The sequence below is a fragment of the Brachyspira hyodysenteriae ATCC 27164 genome (assembly GCF_001676785.2).
In the GTDB taxonomy this organism is placed as follows: domain Bacteria; phylum Spirochaetota; class Brachyspiria; order Brachyspirales; family Brachyspiraceae; genus Brachyspira; species Brachyspira hyodysenteriae.
The window spans coordinates 2,690,359-2,707,569 of the sequence record NZ_CP015910.2 but is presented as its reverse complement, the minus strand read 5'-3'; the positions used below and the strand labels follow the sequence as shown (position 1 = coordinate 2,707,569).

General features: G+C 28.0%; 14 protein-coding genes and 1 tRNA gene. 9 read left to right on the top strand and 6 right to left on the bottom strand.

Going from position 1 to position 17,211, the window contains the following annotated elements; genetic code table 11:
- Positions 1–129: 129 nt before the first annotated feature.
- On the top strand, positions 130–987 hold the full coding sequence (locus BHYOB78_RS11815) for a flagellin N-terminal helical domain-containing protein (protein WP_020064841.1): 858 nt from the start codon (positions 130–132) through the stop codon (positions 985–987).
- A gap of 486 nt (positions 988–1,473) precedes the next feature.
- Entirely contained in the window at positions 1,474–2,106 is a 633-nt protein-coding gene (locus BHYOB78_RS11810) for a lactate utilization protein (protein ID WP_020064840.1), read from the top strand.
- A gap of 95 nt (positions 2,107–2,201) precedes the next feature.
- On the opposite strand, the gene BHYOB78_RS13860 is transcribed toward BHYOB78_RS11810, so the two are convergent.
- The 5 genes from BHYOB78_RS13860 to BHYOB78_RS11790 all read right to left on the bottom strand — a co-directional run bounded on the left by BHYOB78_RS13860 (position 2,202) and on the right by BHYOB78_RS11790 (position 6,144).
- Positions 2,202–2,324, bottom strand: a complete 123-nt coding sequence (locus tag BHYOB78_RS13860; protein ID WP_020064839.1) for a hypothetical protein — start codon at positions 2,322–2,324, stop codon at positions 2,202–2,204.
- Between the two features lie 117 nt (positions 2,325–2,441).
- Entirely contained in the window at positions 2,442–2,981 is a 540-nt protein-coding gene (locus BHYOB78_RS11805) for a hypothetical protein (protein WP_020064838.1), read from the bottom strand.
- Between the two features lie 115 nt (positions 2,982–3,096).
- Positions 3,097–4,794 (bottom strand): motility associated factor glycosyltransferase family protein, encoded by a 1,698-nt coding sequence (locus tag BHYOB78_RS11800; RefSeq protein ID WP_020064837.1) that lies wholly within the window; start codon positions 4,792–4,794, stop codon positions 3,097–3,099.
- A 23-nt stretch (positions 4,795–4,817) separates the two neighbouring features.
- Complete coding sequence (locus BHYOB78_RS11795; protein ID WP_020064836.1) at positions 4,818–5,906, bottom strand: M15 family metallopeptidase; 1,089 nt, start codon at positions 5,904–5,906, stop codon at positions 4,818–4,820.
- Between the two features lie 165 nt (positions 5,907–6,071).
- Positions 6,072–6,144: transfer RNA gene (locus BHYOB78_RS11790), tRNA-Val, on the bottom strand.
- 193 nt (positions 6,145–6,337) lie between these two features.
- Here BHYOB78_RS11790 and BHYOB78_RS11785 point away from each other — a divergent pair.
- The 5 genes from BHYOB78_RS11785 (at position 6,338) to argH (ending at position 12,339) form a co-directional block, all read left to right on the top strand.
- On the top strand, positions 6,338–7,636 hold the full coding sequence (locus BHYOB78_RS11785; RefSeq protein WP_012671008.1) for a hypothetical protein: 1,299 nt from the start codon (positions 6,338–6,340) through the stop codon (positions 7,634–7,636).
- A 104-nt stretch (positions 7,637–7,740) separates the two neighbouring features.
- Positions 7,741–8,250 (top strand): flagellar export chaperone FlgN, encoded by a 510-nt coding sequence (gene flgN / locus BHYOB78_RS11780; RefSeq protein WP_008730356.1) that lies wholly within the window; start codon positions 7,741–7,743, stop codon positions 8,248–8,250.
- Positions 8,251–8,425: 175 nt separating this feature from the next.
- Positions 8,426–9,367: an ornithine carbamoyltransferase gene (gene argF, locus BHYOB78_RS11775; RefSeq protein WP_020064835.1), complete on the top strand. Its 942-nt coding sequence runs from the start codon at positions 8,426–8,428 to the stop codon at positions 9,365–9,367.
- 356 nt (positions 9,368–9,723) lie between these two features.
- Positions 9,724–10,944 carry an argininosuccinate synthase gene (locus BHYOB78_RS11770; protein WP_012671005.1) on the top strand — a complete coding sequence of 407 codons (1,221 nt, stop codon included), beginning with the start codon at positions 9,724–9,726 and terminating at the stop codon, positions 10,942–10,944.
- Positions 10,945–10,950: 6 nt separating this feature from the next.
- On the top strand, positions 10,951–12,339 hold the full coding sequence (argH, locus tag BHYOB78_RS11765; protein ID WP_012671004.1) for an argininosuccinate lyase: 1,389 nt from the start codon (positions 10,951–10,953) through the stop codon (positions 12,337–12,339).
- Positions 12,340–13,659: 1,320 nt separating this feature from the next.
- Here the strand turns inward: argH and BHYOB78_RS11760 are convergent.
- Positions 13,660–14,487 (bottom strand): CAP domain-containing protein, encoded by an 828-nt coding sequence (locus tag BHYOB78_RS11760; protein ID WP_020064834.1) that lies wholly within the window; start codon positions 14,485–14,487, stop codon positions 13,660–13,662.
- Positions 14,488–14,640: 153 nt separating this feature from the next.
- Between BHYOB78_RS11760 and BHYOB78_RS11755 the strand changes: the two genes are divergently transcribed.
- On the top strand, positions 14,641–16,200 hold the full coding sequence (locus BHYOB78_RS11755; protein ID WP_012671002.1) for an NAD-dependent epimerase/dehydratase family protein: 1,560 nt from the start codon (positions 14,641–14,643) through the stop codon (positions 16,198–16,200).
- A gap of 24 nt (positions 16,201–16,224) precedes the next feature.
- The gene (locus BHYOB78_RS11750) at positions 16,225–17,175 is read left to right on the top strand and encodes an EFR1 family ferrodoxin (RefSeq protein ID WP_020064833.1); all 951 of its coding nucleotides are present in this window, start codon (positions 16,225–16,227) and stop codon (positions 17,173–17,175) included.
- The last annotated feature ends 36 nt before the right edge of the window (positions 17,176–17,211 follow it).

Below are 17,211 nucleotides of genomic sequence, written 5' to 3'. Positions count from 1 at the left end.
ATAGGATTTAATGGTATTTTGGCAACTTCATATAGTCAGTTAGATTGTCGGAATACCTTAAATTCTCTTTAATATTTTTTGCCAATTAGGCACGGATGCCTTTTTGAATAAATATCATGGAGGATGACGATGATCATCAATAATAACATTAGTGCTATAAATGCACAACGTACTTTAAAATTTAGAAACGTAGACCTTTCTAAAGATATGGCTGCTCTTTCTTCTGGAATGAGAATTAACAGAGCTGGCGACGATGCTTCTGGATTAGCAGTATCTGAAAAAATGAGAACACAAATTCGCGGTTTACGTCAGGCTGAAAGAAATACTCAAGACGGTATATCTTTCATTCAAACTACTGAAGGATACCTTCAAGAGAGCCAAGACATCTTACAAAGAATTCGTGAATTAGCTGTACAATCTGCTAACGGTATCTATACTGATGCTGACAGAATGCTTATTCAAGTAGAAGTTTCTCAGTTAGTAGACGAAGTTAACCGTATTGCTAGCCATGCTCAGTTCAATACTCTTAACATGTTAACTGGTAGATTCTCTAATCCTAATGAGGGTGGTGCTCCTGTTGCTTCTATGTGGTTTCATATTGGTGCCAACATGGATGAAAGAAGAAGAGTTTATATAGGAACTATGACAGCTGCTGCTTTAGGTTTACAAACTGCTGAAGGTACTGGTATTTCTATTTCTTCTATAGACAAAGCTAACAGTGCTATAGGTATAGTTGATGAAGCTTTAACTAAAGTTTCTAAACAAAGATCTAATCTTGGTGCTTACCAAAACAGATTAGAGCTTACTGCTCAAGGCTTGATGATCGCTTATGAGAACACTGCAGCTTCTGAAAGCAGAATAAGAGATACTGATATGGCTGAGACTTCTGTTAAATTCGCTAAAGACCAAATCTTAAGTCAGGCTAATTTGGCTATGTTGGCTCAAGCTAATACTATGAACCAAGGTGCTTTACGTTTAATTCAGTAATTTAGTACGTTTATAGCAAACTAATTAAAAATAGCTGGTCTCATTTTTATAATGGGACTGGCTATTTTTTATTTTATAGTTTTTTCTAAATCCCTCCCTTCAAAATTTTCTGATTTATTTTGAATTATAATATTAATTATTTTTTAAGCTTAAATTATAAATTTTAGAACCCACCCAAGTTTTGATTAGATTAATAATCTATTTAACGCACGGTTAATGCAATTTAAAGAATGATAAAATTTGAATTATAAGTAAATCTATATTTTTAGTTTTATTCTGCGTGCGGTAATAGAGTAAGAAATTTAAAAAAATCTTGGGTGGGCGTTAAAATTTCTAATTGAATTACTAAATATAATAAAGTAAAAATGGCTGAATTAAATAATAAAATATAAAGGGCGGGGTTTTAGAATAAAATTTTATTTGCTTGAAAAAAATATTACTTGTACTATACTAAATTAAAGTTTAAAAAAGAAATGAGGGATTTTTATGACAGTTCAGGAAGAATATTTTCAAAAATTATCTTTAGTTTTAAAAGATAAATTTAGTAAAAAAGGATTTGCATTTGATAGTTTTGCAAATAAAGAAGATGCAAAGAAATTTATATTGTCGCTTATTAAAGAGAATGATACTATTACTTTTGGCGGAAGCACATCTGTTAATCAAATGGGGATATTAGAGGATTTGAAGAATAATAAGAATTTTATAGATAGAAATAATAAAGATTTAAAATCAGAAGCAGAAATAAAAGCATTTACAAGTGATGTTTATTTATGTTCAGCTAATGCCATAACAAAGAATGGTGATATAGTATCAACAGATGGAGGCGGAAACAGAGTTGCTGCTACCATTTACGGACCTAAAAAAGTATTTTTGATTGTTGGAAGAAATAAAGTTTGTAATACTGTTGAAGATGCTGTAAAAAGAGTAAGAAGTATTGCTGCCGGTGAAAATTCTGTGAGATTTAAAGTTGATAATCCTTGCTGTACAGGAGATATGATCTGCGATGAGGAAAAATGCGATATAGAAAAAAGATTATGTGCTTATACAATTATAGTTAATAAATGTCATATAAAAGAGAGAATACACATTATATTTATAGATGAAGAATTAGGATTCTAATTTTTGATTGAAAAGTTATACTGTGCTTATTATGTACTGTATAACTTTAGTATAGTTTAATTTAATTCTTATAATAAAAATTAATGAAAATAAGTTTAAAAACTTATTTTCATTCCCCGCCCTTTAAAATTTTCTGATTTATTTTTAGTTTTTATATTAATTATTTTTACAGCTTCATTAGAAATTTTAGCACCTGTCCAAGTTTTTCTTAGATTCATAATCTATTTAACGCACGATGAACTAAATTTATAATATAATAATATTTGAATTATTATTAAAATTATATTTTTAGTTTTGCTCTGCGTGCGGTGATAAATCCGAAATTTTTAGTTTTATTATTTTAATATCTGACTTTTATATTTTTCTAATAGAGTTCCAGAGAAATCGGTTTTCTGCATTGCTTCTTTTAACCCAGTAACATCAATAGTATATGCCTGACCATTGCTATTGGCTTTCAGTGATAAAGTTTTGCTGTTTATTAATTTATTTAAAAAATCAATAACTTCTTTTTCCTGTATGATACCGAAAGAAGGTGATATAGTAAATAATATATCAAAATTATCATTTGAAGATCTCATAAAAGGCTCTACAGATTTATAAGGTGAATTATTGAAACTATATTCTACTACAGGAGTATTTTCATCTACTTTATCTTTATACCAATTTATACTTATGCTTAGCTGATTGTTTCTAGCGGCAATATATACTTCTAAATTATTATTATTTTTTATAGTCATTGTAACAGTTTTTGTATCAGTATTGTTATAGCTTATTCTTCTTATTTTCCAATTATTATAATGTGTAGTTACAGCTGCTGAGAATGCCTGTATTGATATTATTAATAATGTTATAAACACAAATACAATTTTTTTCATATATTTTTTAGTTCTCCTGTATTTTAATAATTTTATTTATCTATATATTATGTTTACTAATTATAATTCTCGTTAATTTTTTGTAAAGTGTTAGAAATAAAAAAATTCAATTTTTTTAATAAAGGAGTAATTTTATATCATTATACCATTTATTCATATAGTTTTTTAACTCTTCATAGCTTATAACAGACTTTTCAAATTTTTCAACATGCCAAGGCGATATTATATCAGCAATATTTTTCATATTGTTATTAAAATTCTCTTTATTTATATTTTCTTTGTTGATGTTATTTATAAAATTGTCTATTTCTTTTATTAATTTTTCTTTATCTATATTCTCTTTTAAATAGTTTTTAATTTCTATATTTTTATTATTAGAATTGAAATTGTTAGTATTGTATATTTTCACATTTTTTATGCTTGCAGATTGAACTGTTAAAGTAAAAATATCAGTAGTTTCAGAAATCTCCTGAATTAAAGATTCAAAATGATTTTTATAACTTAAAAGTGATGAAGAAGTATTTCTATAAACATTATCATAGCATTTTATTTTTTGATTATCATTAAGCCTCTTATATTTAGCAGATTCAAAAGTTTTTAATTTACTGCTGTTAATATAATCATGAGCAGATGCATTTGAATATTTAGAATGTGTTTTATCATCAATATGACAAAAATCACATCCTGCAAGCAATATATATTTAGGATTAAGCATATATGCTATTCTTAAAGCAGGCATTATAACGCTTCCTTCCATATAGAAATATATATTGTTATTATCATCATCATTTATAGGATATAATATCTTCTCAAAACTTTCATCATGTGAGAAATAGAATATTCTTTTATTTTCTATATGAGTAAGAGGAAAAGGATATGCCGTATGCGTAGTAAATATATTTATATTTTCATTTTCTTTTTTTAGAAGTTCTTTTAAATGTATTGATGAATAAAAACCGCCATCAGTAGATACAACAGCATCAGGCTTTATATCATTTTTTATTAAACTATTAAAAGCATGAGATAATACTATAACAAAATGTGTTTTTGATAATTCTCTAATATTTTCTATATAATCATCGGCAGAAGCTCCGGCAGATACTAGTAAAACCGGTGTTTCTTTTTTTAATATATTGCAGAATGTTTTTATAGAATAGCCTTCATTGAAATGCATATTATATAATGTATTTCTAGCCCATATAGGAGCAAAATAATAATTAGATGTTAAAGACATTAGTTTTTCTTTTATGCTGTTTGCAAGTGATATATTAACATTATCATAGTATCGTTTTGTTTCATCATCTATATTTGAAGCTCTTATATGTCTTATATAAACTATTTTTTTTGAATCATTATCATTCATATAAAAATTAAAGAATGCCAATATATTTTCTAAATCTTCATTCAAAATTAGTATTATATTTTTTAATATATTTTCATTTGATAGCTTTAAATTATCTAAAATAAGTTTAACTATTTCTATATCTTTTTCTATTATGATTGCTTTGTTATTTTCATTTAATGATAAAAAATATTCTATATGAAAGAATGATGCAATAGATAAAAATATTCCTATATGTTCATTGTCATTTGTTATGAATTGAGATATTAATCTTTTAGCTTCTTCCATAGGATTATATAGGGAAGTTAAAGGCTTATTATTATACATAACAGCAAACAAATCATTTTTAGCCTGCTTTAATTGATATTTATTATTAGCTGCATTATATTCTATTAATTTTTTTACAGCCCTGAAATTATATTTATTTTTATTTAAAAGCTCTATATTTTTAGTGAATATAGTATTATCCATTTCATTTTCTCTGCAGATTATTTTTAGAATATGCCGTATTTCTCTATAAGTTCGTATGTAGCATCTTCATCATTTTTAATTTTATTATATATTATCAGTTCAGGTCTATATTCAAAATGTATAGTATCATAATTATGCCATTTACCGCCCCATATAAATCCATACTTTTCAAATACTTTTATAACTTCTTTAGGAGGATGCCATCTTTTATCATAAGGAACAGCATACCATGCTTTATTATTAACTCTAGTCCAAGCCCAATATATCTGCTTACCATTATTTTTTTTAGGCAAAGTATCGAATGCCACACCATAGCTATGATAACTTCTGCTTGCACTTTTTGAAATTATTTTCCAAACATATCCGCTGACTATTTTTAGAGAATCTAAGAAATTTTCTACTTCCTGATTAGTCTGTGCTATAAGTTTTACCTCTACGCTTACATTGGAAAGAGGTTCATATACATAATCATGAACTCTTACTTTATATCCCAAAATACTTTTTGTGCTTATATGTTTTACCATACTTCTTTCACTTGTTCCGTCATAAAGAGTATCTAGGAATTTATTATTGATATATTTTGTGTTATTAACTCTTCTCTTATAATATTCCTGAAGTTCTTTAGTTCTTTCAGGAGTTTCCTGCTGCACTTCAGGAAGTCCGTCTATAGTATAGCTATAAAAACCGAAAGGTATATAATTATCTTGATTAGTCATATCCTCATCAGTTAATAATTTTCCATTAGCCCAATTAAACCATATTCCGTCTAAATAGAATCCTAATTCTCTATTTTTTATAGTAGGAGGAGATATTCTATTTGAATATGCCAAATGAAGAGCTATAGTCTCTATTGCTCCTGGTCTTATAATCATATCTTTTCTAATTCTTTTTTTCTCTTCTTCAAGCTGAATCTGCTTTATATCAGAACTAGACATTATATCCCTAGTATTATTTATATATATTATTCCTACTGCTGATATAGATGATACAATTATAGTCATAAGAGCTATTGTAAATATTTTATATTTAGATCCGGCCTTTATTATAAAGCTTATTAAGGCCAATACCACTAGTATAGTCGTTATTACTAAAACATATTGTAAAACAGTCATATTATTTTATTTTTACTCTTTATTTTATTTTTACTCTATTAAAAAAATATTTTGTTTACATAATATTAACATATATTAACATTAAATTCAAATTTATTATCGTTAAAAAAATCATATTTAATAGGAAGTTTTATCAAAAAAGATTTATTTATGAGGGGGAAAAATTGGGCGATGACGGGCTCGAACCGCCGACCTAGTGCTTGTAAGGCACCCGCTCTCCCAGCTGAGCTAATCGCCCTTTCTTTTGAAATGTTAATTTATAATAGCATATCATTAAAAAAAAGTCAAGCATTTATATTGTTAAAGTGTATGAAATTTTATATTTTTACTATTTATATATAAAACTTTATTAAATATATATTGCTAAAATAATAAAAAATGTTATTATAGTATAATGTAAATATTATAAAAATAAGTAGAATTTTATTAAAATGAATGTAGAGTTTTTGCTGTCAGCGACATTTGATAATAGAAGGGTTATTCCTAACCAAGACAGATTATTTAAAGCGATAGTTTCTTCTTTAAACGAAGTTAATATTAATCCGCTTGTAATGATTTCAGAGTTTTCTATAATAGAAGACGGCAGCACTCTTATATATTCGTTTCACCCTTCTGCTGATCCTATATATTTTGAGTTTAAAACAGATACTTTATTCATAACTATAACTACAGGTTCTTTTGGGGCAGGATATCATAGATTTATAGTAGGTGTTCTAGATAGAATAGCTAGAAGGCTTGATATAGAGTTTATAGAGGATTCTGTTCATAAAGATCCGAGCGGCTATTTTAAAAGCAGAGATTTTGAAGCTTTAAAAAAATTTTTTGTTAATTCATTAGCAGATTATGCTAAAATGCTTATAACACATCATGATAATGGTTTCAGTAATTTCATGATATCTATGCCTTATAATTATCCTGTAATAGAAAAAGAGTATTTTGCTTTGTCTTCCTTAGGATATTGGGGTAAAAATTGGTTTACTGACTTTATAGATGCTGATGAAGATGATAGATTGACTTTAGCAGCAGATTTCTTTTTATGGGATACTGAAGAGATGAATGCCAAATTTTGGTTTAAAAGCTTTGTTAGTATGATTTGGCTCTATTTTCCGTTCAGAGAGGCTATAGACAACAAAGAAAAGACTATGTATAAAAAAATTATGTATGCTTTTCAGGAATCATATAAAAAAGATGCTTCATTAAAATATCCTTGGGACATTCTTATTGATATTGCCCATTATTTAGATGATGAAAATTTAGCCAAATTTATAGAAAGTAAAAAAACTTTTCATCATCAGCAGGATACTCTTCAAATAGGATTCAGACTTGAAAAGGCTCGTTATCCTATAGCAGCAGGATTTACTATTATTCTGCCTATGCGTATGAATGTATTCAAAAATGATAAATCTTTAATAGAATTCAAAGATATTAATGTATATATAGCTATGCAGGTTTACTCTTTTGCTAATGAAGAGATCGATGTAATAATGGAATATGTACTAAAACAGATAGATATTGCCGGAGAAGATAAAGGTGAAAAACTTGAGGTAAAATCTCAAAGCGGTAAAATAGAAAGTATAGTATATGAAAAAGAATTAGAAGATAATGATCATATTATTACAGTAGCTTGTGCAGCTAAAAAGCTCGCATTACTTGCTTGGTTTACTTATTCTGAGCCTGAATATAGAGATATGTGCATAGAAGCCATAAAATCCATAGATGTAGAAAATTAACATAATATTTTTAAAAAATATGTTAAGTAATCATAATAACTGCCGATAAATTATCACATAGCTGATTAATAATTTTAATCGGCTTTAACTTAAAGGTGGTATTTATGTTTAACTTATATGAAGAACTTACAAAAATAGAGATTCTTTTATCCAAAGAAATAGAAGTTTACAAAATAATATTGGAAGATGAAGAAAAAAAAGTTAATTCTATAATCAATACAAGATTACAGGATATACATTTATATTGTGATCATCAAAATGAAAAAATGACTGAAGCTAATGAGCTTAGAAAAATGAGAGAAAATGTTATTGATTTGATAGTATTAAATAAATTCCCTCATTTATCAGAAACAGCAACATTATCTGATATTATTAGAAGAATACCATTGAATAAAACAGCTAGAATATCAGCATTACGTCTTGAATTAGTTACTTTAATGGCTAGATTAAAACATTTAAATAAATTAGCTCCTAAACTTTTTGATGAAGCTTTAGATTTATTTGCAAATATGAAAGAAGTTTTAAATGAAAGCAAAAAAGTAGGATATAACAACAAAGGTAAAGAGCATGTTGTTAATAGGAAATTATCAGTATTAGTAAATAAGCAAGTTTAATATAGAATATTTATATCTTAATTAAACGTATGGCATATTGTTATGTTATACGTTTTTTTTATATATTTTATTTTCAAATTTCTAAAATTATAGAAACATAATATTGCAAAATTATAAAAACGATATATAGTATTACTCAAAAAAATAATATTAAAAACTTAAATGGGAAAAAATTATGAAAAAAGTGAATTTATCAGGAAGACATTTTATTAATTTGGAAGATTTTACAAGCGAAGAGTTATCAGCATTGATTGATTATACCTTCGAGTTAAAATCAAAGGTAAGAAATAGAGAAGAAATAGATATAATGAAAAATAGAACTATGGTGATGTATTTTTCAAAGCCTAGTTTGAGGACTCGTTTAAGTTTTGAAATAGGAATGAAGAAATTAGGCGGAGATGCTTTTGTATTAAAGCAAGATGAGATTATATTAGGACAAAGAGAAAGTATTGAAGACAGTTCTAATGTTATTTCAAGATACTGCGATTTGATTATGATTAGAACTTTTGCTCATAGCGATGTTGAGGATTTTGCTAAATATTCAAAAGTACCTGTTATAAATGCTTTGACAGACCTTTCACATCCTTGTCAGATTATGGCGGATTTATTTACTATGAAAGAGCATTTCGGTAAATTGAAAGGCTTAACATTAACATATATAGGCGATGGTAATAATGTATGCAACAGTCTTTTAACAGGCTGTACATCTTTAGGAGTTAATATCAAAGTAGGAGTTCCTAAAGGTTATGAACCTGATGCAAAAACTATAGAAGTAGCTAAGAACATAGCAAAAAATACAGGATGTACCGTTGATATTGTTAATGATGTAAAAGAGGCAGTAAGCGGAGCCGATGTAGTTTATACAGATGTATGGGCTTCTATGGGACAGGAGAAAGAGAAAGAAGAAAGACTTAATGTATTTAAGGGCTTTACTCTTACTAAAGAGTTATTTGCTCTTGCTAATAAAGGAGCTATAGCACTTCACTGTTTGCCTGCACATAAAGGCGAGGAGATAAGCGAAGAAGTATTCAATATGAATTCTCAATATATTTATGAAGAGGCAGAAAACAGAATGCATGCTCAAATGGCTATAATGAGCAGTATAGTAAAAGAATAATATTTATATTAAATTGATTTTAAATCTTTGTGATTCGTGGAGTATATATACTGAAAATTTTTAAGTTTATAAAAAAATTAATTTTCTAAAACTATAATATTTGCAGGGCTTTGCCCCGCACCCCACTTCTTTTGTTGCCACAAAGAAGCAAAAAGGCTATATTGTATAAGTCTATTTTTTGTGTATCTAAATTAAATAATTTATCTTGCATATAAGATATATTTAGTATACTTTTATATTATTTTATACTTGCACTTTTTGGTTCTTTTTGCGGCGGGAAAAAGAACGATAAAAAATTAATAAACTTAAGATTTTTAATATAAATAAAAAATATCTTATATAACAAGGGATTTATCATGAAAAAAAAATTAGTATTAGCCTATTCAGGCGGTTTGGACACTACAGTTATTATACCATGGCTTAAAGAGAATTATGATTATGATGTAATCGCTGTATGTGTGGATGTTGGTCAAGGTACAGAAACTGACGGTTTAGAGGAAAAAGCTTTAAAAACTGGTGCTGTAAAATACAGATTAGTTAAATGCGAAGATGAGTTTGTTACAGATTATATTTATCCTATAGTTAAAGCTGAAGCTACTTACGAAGATAAATATTTACTTGGTACTTCTGCAGCAAGACCTTTAATAGCAAAAAAACTTGTTGAGGTTGCTTTAGAAGAAGGTGCTACTGCTATAGCCCATGGTGCTACAGGAAAAGGTAATGACCAAGTAAGATTTGAATTAACTGTTAAAGCATTAGCCCCTAACTTTGAAATCATTGCTCCTTGGAGAGAATGGAATATATCTTCAAGAGAAGAAGAAATCAAATACTTGGAAGACAGAAATATAGAAGTTCCTATGAAGAAAGATGATTCTTATTCAAGAGATAAGAACCTTTGGCATTTATCACATGAGGGATTAGAACTTGAAGATCCTGCTAATATGCCTAATTATGAAAGACTTCTTAAATTATCAAACACTATAGAGAACGCTCCTAATGAAGGTCAGTTTGTTGAATTAGAATTTGAAAAAGGCATACCAACTAAAGTAGATGGAAAAACTTTCTCTCCTTCTGATTTAGTTAAATACTTAAATGAGATAGGCGGAAAGCATGCAGTTGGTATAGTTGATTTATTAGAAAACAGAGTAGTAGGAATAAAATGCCGCGGTGTATATGAAACTCCAGGAGGCACTATTCTTTATGCTGCTCATAGAGAAATCGAACATTTATGCTTAGACAGAGAAACATTATATTTCAAACATGTAGTTTCTCATAAATTAACTGATTTAGTATATAGCGGAAGATGGTTTACTCCTTTAAGAGAGGCTTTATGTGCATTCATTGACAGCACTCAGCAAACTGTAACAGGAAAAGTAAAATTAAAATTATACAAAGGTAATATTATACCTGCTGGTGTTACTTCTCCTTATTCACTTTATAATCAGAGTTTGGCTAGCTTTACTACAGGCGAATTATACGATCACCATGATGCTCAAGGCTTCATAACATTATTCGGTTTACCTTTAAAAGTTAATGCTTTAATGAAAGAGCAAGCTAAAAAAATGGGGTTAAAATAATTAATTATGAAAGAAAAATTATGGGGGGGACGCTTTTCTAAAGAGCTTAACAAGGAAGCTAATGATTTTAATTCTTCATTATCTTTCGATTGTAAGATGTATAGAGAGGATATATTAGGAAGCATAGCACATGCAAAAATGCTTGGAGAATGCTCTATTATACCTCTCGATGAAAGCGTAACTATAATAAATGGTCTAAAACAGATTTTAGATGATATTGAAAATAATAAACTTCAATTTGATTTTGAATTAGAAGATATACATACTCAAGTTGAAAGATGGCTTATTGACAGAGTAGGTGAAGTAGGAAAAAAAGTTCATACTGGAAGAAGCAGAAATGATCAGGTGGCACTTGATTTGAGAATGCATTTAAAAAACAAAGTAGAAAATATGAAATCTTTAATATTAGATTTAATTTCTACATTGGTAAGCATTCAAAAAGAGCATACAAAAACCTATATGAGCGGATACACACATCTTCAAAGGGCACAGGTTATAACATTTGCACATTATTTAGGTGCTTATGTTGAGATGTTCAAAAGAGATTTTGACAGATTAACTGATGCTTACAAAAGAATAGATGTTATGCCTTTAGGTGCTGGTGCTTTGGCTTGTTCTACTTACAAAATAGACAACAAAAAAACTGCTGAAACTCTCAATTTCAAAAATGTTATGCTTAACTCATTGGATGCAGTATCTGACAGGGATTTTGTTATTGAGGTGGAATCTGCTTTATCAATAATAATGATGCATTTAAGCCGTTTTTCTGAGGAGCTGATATTATATTCTACTTCAGAATTCAAATTTGTAGAATTTGATGATGAGTTTACAACAGGTTCAAGTTTAATGCCTCAAAAGAAGAATCCGGACATACTTGAACTTATTCGCGGAAAGACTGGAAGGGTTTACGGAAATTTATTTTCTATATTGACAGTGATGAAGTCTTTGCCTTTAGCATACAACAAAGATATGCAGGAAGACAAAGAGGGTATATTTGATTCTTTAGAGAATGTTAAGAATTGTTTATCAATACTTCCTAATGTATTAAAGACAATGAAAGTTAATAAAGATAATATGCTTAATTCTGTTAATGAAGGATTTTTGAATGCTACTGAGGTTGCTGATTATCTTGTAAGAAAGGGTATGCCTTTTAGAGATGCACATGCTGTTTCAGGACGTCTTGTAGTGTACTCAATTAATAATAACAAAAATCTTTCTACTCTTTCTATAGAAGAATACAAAAAAGAGTCAGATCTTTTTGAAGATGATATTTATGCTTGTATAACTCCTGAAGCTCAGGTTGCTAATAAGACAATGATTGGAAGTCCTAGCGAGAGTGCTGTTATGGAAGTGATAAAAATAAACAAAGAGTGGCTTAAATCAAACGGAAAGTAAATTTATTATTTTTAAGTAAATAAAAAATATAAAACAAGGGTACTATTAAAAAATGGTGCTCTTGTTTTTTTATTGCATTTTTACCAAATTATTTTTAACGCACGGTAAACGAATCTGAAAATATAAATTTTGTTATCAATTCATTTAAACCATATATAAAAATGCATTTATCGTGCAGTATATTTAATTATAAAGTTAAATAAATCTTGGGGGTGGGTGCTTTTTATAATTTAAGCTTTTGATATAAATAAAATTTTTAATTGAAATTAATACTATAAATTTTAAAGGGCGGGGATTCAAAATAAAACAAAAAAGTAAAATTATTATTTTAGATAAATTAAAAAATTATATCAACTTTTTTTGCCAAAAAAGTTGCAAAAAGACATATATTATAATGAAATGCTATGTAATAATTAAACTTTGGTATTGAAAAATTGATATAAAATTTATATGTTTGAAAGTGCTTATTCTTTTAATCAGGATTTAGAATCTTGAAAATTAGGAGAAAATGTCAATATGAAATATGCTTTTTCAAATTCGCCTATAGAAAGTAATCCTCTTTCTTGGTATAAAAGTTAAAAATAATTTATAGCGGATTGTAATATACTTTATAAATTGTATATACTAATTTTTCAATTTGCACTTTTTGCAACTTTTTGCGGCGGGAAAAAGTTGAATAAAAAAATTGACAAATTTAAAAATTTTTAGTACATACCTAAACAATTATATTTTGTCAAAAATAAATTTATGTTTTATTTTTATATTTGGGGCTTTGCCCACCGCGAAGCGTACCCGTAGGGTAAAACCCCACTTCTTTTGCCGACGCTCTACGTGCCGTAGGCAAGGCACCTACTCGGTGTTGGCACAGGCGAAGCCCGCCTGCGGAATCAAAAAGACTGCAATTTTATATATTAAAGTTATAATTCGTTTATATATAATATATTATATTTTATAATTAAAATAATTTTATATGTAATTTTGTAAATTACTTGTAAAAACAAGTTGAATGTATATAAATACATTCAACAGCACTATTCATTATAAATATAAATAAATCTTGGGCGGATGTGATTTTTCTAATTAAGCTTTTGATATAAATAAAATTTTTAATTAAAATTAAAACTATAAATTTAAAAGGGGGGACTTCAAAATAAATAAAAAAGTAAAATTTTATTTAATCTATAATTAGATATAAATTTTTTGGATTCGATAATTTGCAAAAAGACAAATGTTATAATTGAAAATACTATACTATAATTAAACTTTTGTATTTTATTAAAAAGATTATATAAAATTTATTTTCTATAAGTTATAAGGATATTAGTTAGTAAATACCTGAACCCAATATAATCTGCCATTATATTCAAATACACCAACACCTATTTTTCCAAAATTTTTCTGAAGTATGTTAGCTCTATGTCCAGGTGATTTAAGCCAAGACTTCATAACATCATCAGCATCAAATTGTCCGTTAGCTATATTTTCACCAGCTGTTTTATAAGTTATATTATATTCTTTTAATACAGTAGAAAAGTCTGTGCGGTTTGGTCTTGTATGTGAGAATAATTTTATTAACTCTTCAGCTCTTTTCTGTGCAGCTTCGCTTAATTTAGCATCTAAAACTAAACTAACAGATACATTATTTTGATTTCTAGCTTCATTGCATAGTTGAACAACTCTTTCTCTCTCTTTTTGTATGTTCAATTCCTGTTTTACTATGCTGTCATTCCTTGATACTACATAAATCATCACCCAATATTTTTTGCCATTACTTTCATATACAGAAGCAGCAGCATGAGTGAATTTATTATTTAGTATTAAATTTCTTTGAGATTTAAGCATTTGAGCAAATACTTCTTCTACAGTCATATCTGCTATGATTGAGCCTTCAGAGTATGAAGCAAATTGTATATTATTATCCTGTAAGGCAGTAGATTTTCTTATTCCGCCTGCTATTTCTTTTGCTCTTTGATCAGCAGCATTTTGTAATTGAGTTTCTGTTTTATATTCATTCATACCTGATTTTTTTCTTTCATCATTTATTAATTTAAATAATTGAGATGCTTCATTGTTGTTTTGTGCAAAAGATATTTGAGTAAAAATTATCAAACTTAATAATATTAAATATGCTGCTTTATAATATTTCATTTTTATTCCTTATTAAATACATTTTAATTATATTATTTACAAAAATTATATTTCTTATATAATACTACATAATATAAAAACTGTTTGTTTTGAAAGTATGTAAAATAATAGTAAATTTTTTAAGTTGGTTTATTAATAATAAAGGATTATTATATGAAATATACAATAGCTTTAACAGGTGCCACTGGAAATATGGGACTTGAAACATTAAGACAATTAATGGAAATAGAAGATATTGAACTTGTAAAATTGCTTATAAGAAAAGAAAGTAAAAAGGCAGCTGAAAAATTCAAAAAACAATACGGCAAAAGAGTAGAGATAATAATAGGTTATTTATATGAAAGAGATGACTGCGAAAAATTATTGAAAGACTGTCATTATGTACTTAATCTTGCAGCAGTGATACCTCCGAAATCTGACAGATACCCTAAATTAGCACATCTTACAAATTTTGTAGGAGTTAAGCATATAGTAGATATATTGGAAGCGATGGACAAAGATAAACGCCCTAAACTTGTGCATATATCAACAGTAGCACTTTACGGTAACAGAAATGAAAAACACCCTTGGGGCAGGGTAGGCGATCCTTTATTGATAAGTCCTTATGATGCATATTCTTTTTCAAAATTAAAAGGCGAAAGATATGTACTTGATTCATCATTGGAAAATAGAGCTATAATAAGACAAACTGCAATGCTTCATAATAGAATGCTTACTGATAATATGAGCGACGGACTAATGTTCCATACTTGTTATAATGCACCGCTTGAATGGGCAACTGCAAGAGACAGCGGACTATTGATGAAAAGAATAATTGAAGAGGATATAAAAGGCAATTTAGATGATTATTTCTGGAAAGGCTGTTTCAATTTGGGAAGCAAAGCAGAAAATAGACTTTTAGGTTATGATACATTTAATGACGGATTCAAACTTATAGGAGGATCAACTAAAACATATATGAAGCCTAATTGGAATGCTACAAGAAATTTCCATGGACTTTGGTATTATGATGGATACAAACTTGAAGAATTATTCTCTTATCAGAAAGAGTCAGTTACAGATTATTGGAATGAAATAGGAAAAACTCATTGGTATTATTCATTTGGCAAAATAGTTCCTCCTTCTTTAATCTCATTTTTTGCTATACAAAGGCTTTTGCCTCATCCTAATTCGCCTACATATTGGAGAAGAAATGGCGAGGACGGTAAAGTTATAGCTACATTCGGAAGTTTAGAAAATTTTGATAATTTGCCTAAGAAATGGGAGAATTTTAATTTACTTTTTGAAAATAAAGATTCAGAAGGAAATTATATAGATTATAAAGCTTTACTTGATATAAAGAATGCTAAGCTTCTTAATCATGGTTATGATGAAAGTAAAAAAGACAGTGAGATTGATATAGAAGATCTTAAAAAAGCTGCAGAGTTCAGAGGAGGTAAACTTTTAAGCACTAGTATGACTAAAGGAGATTTGCATACAAAATTAAAATGGGCTTGTGCTGAAGGTCATGAATTTGAGGCTTCACCATTTACAGTTATAAAAGCTGGACATTGGTGCGAAAAATGTATGCCTGATTATACTTGGAACTTTGATATGCTTGCTAAGAAAAATCCTTATTTTGCCCAAGTTTGGTATGACTCTCATAAGGAAGATGAGAATATGCTTTATTATTTTGATGAGGATTTTAAGGCACATTATAAAAAAGTTAATTGATTATAAAACTAATAGGATAATAATATGTCAGAAAATAAAAAGGCTGTAATATATTGTTTTTCTGGAACAGGTAATACAGAGAAAGCAGCTAAAGAATATAAAAAAATATTTGAAGAAAACGGCGTTGAAACTTTACTCTATAATGTAGGTGATAATTTTGATAATATGCCTAGTCCTAAAGATTATGATTATGTAGGGCTTGCTTATCCTATACATGGATTCAATGCCCCTTATCCTATTTTTGATTTGATAAAATTATTTCCTAAATTTGATAAGAATGATAAGAAGAAAATATTTATTATAAAAACTTCCGGAGAGCCTTTAACTATTAATAATATTTCTTCAGAGCCTTTAATGGCAAGACTTAAGCCAAAGGGTTATATACTTACAAATGAATATCATTATATAATGCCTTATAATATAATATTTAGACATACTGATGAGTTTGCTGCCAAGATGTGGAAAACTGCTAAGGCTTTATGTGTTATAGAGGCTAATGAAGTTTTACAAGGTAAAGAGTGTTTTTTAAAGAAATTTCCATTCGGCAGATTAATAGCATTTTTATTTAGAATAGAGCATCCAGCCATGAAGGTTAATGGTAATTTATTCAGAGTGAAAAAGATTTGCACTCATTGTAATTTATGCGTTAAAAAATGTCCTGTTAATAATATTTATAATGATGAAAAAGGAAATATCAAATTCAAAAATAAATGCGTAATGTGTACAAGCTGTGCTTTTAGATGTCCTGTTGATGCCATAAGTATAGGAATATTAAACTTTTGGAGGGTTAATGGTGTTTATAAGTTTGAAAATCCTCCTACAGGGATAAAAGGCAAGCATGATAATTACTGCAAAAAGGCTTATGACAGATATTTTGCAGATGCCGATAAAAAAATACATTCTTATGCTGATAATTCAGAAGAAGAATACAAACAAAAATTATATTATAAAAATATAGAAAATTACATATCATAACAATAAATATTATTCTAACGCTTTTTTTATAATTTC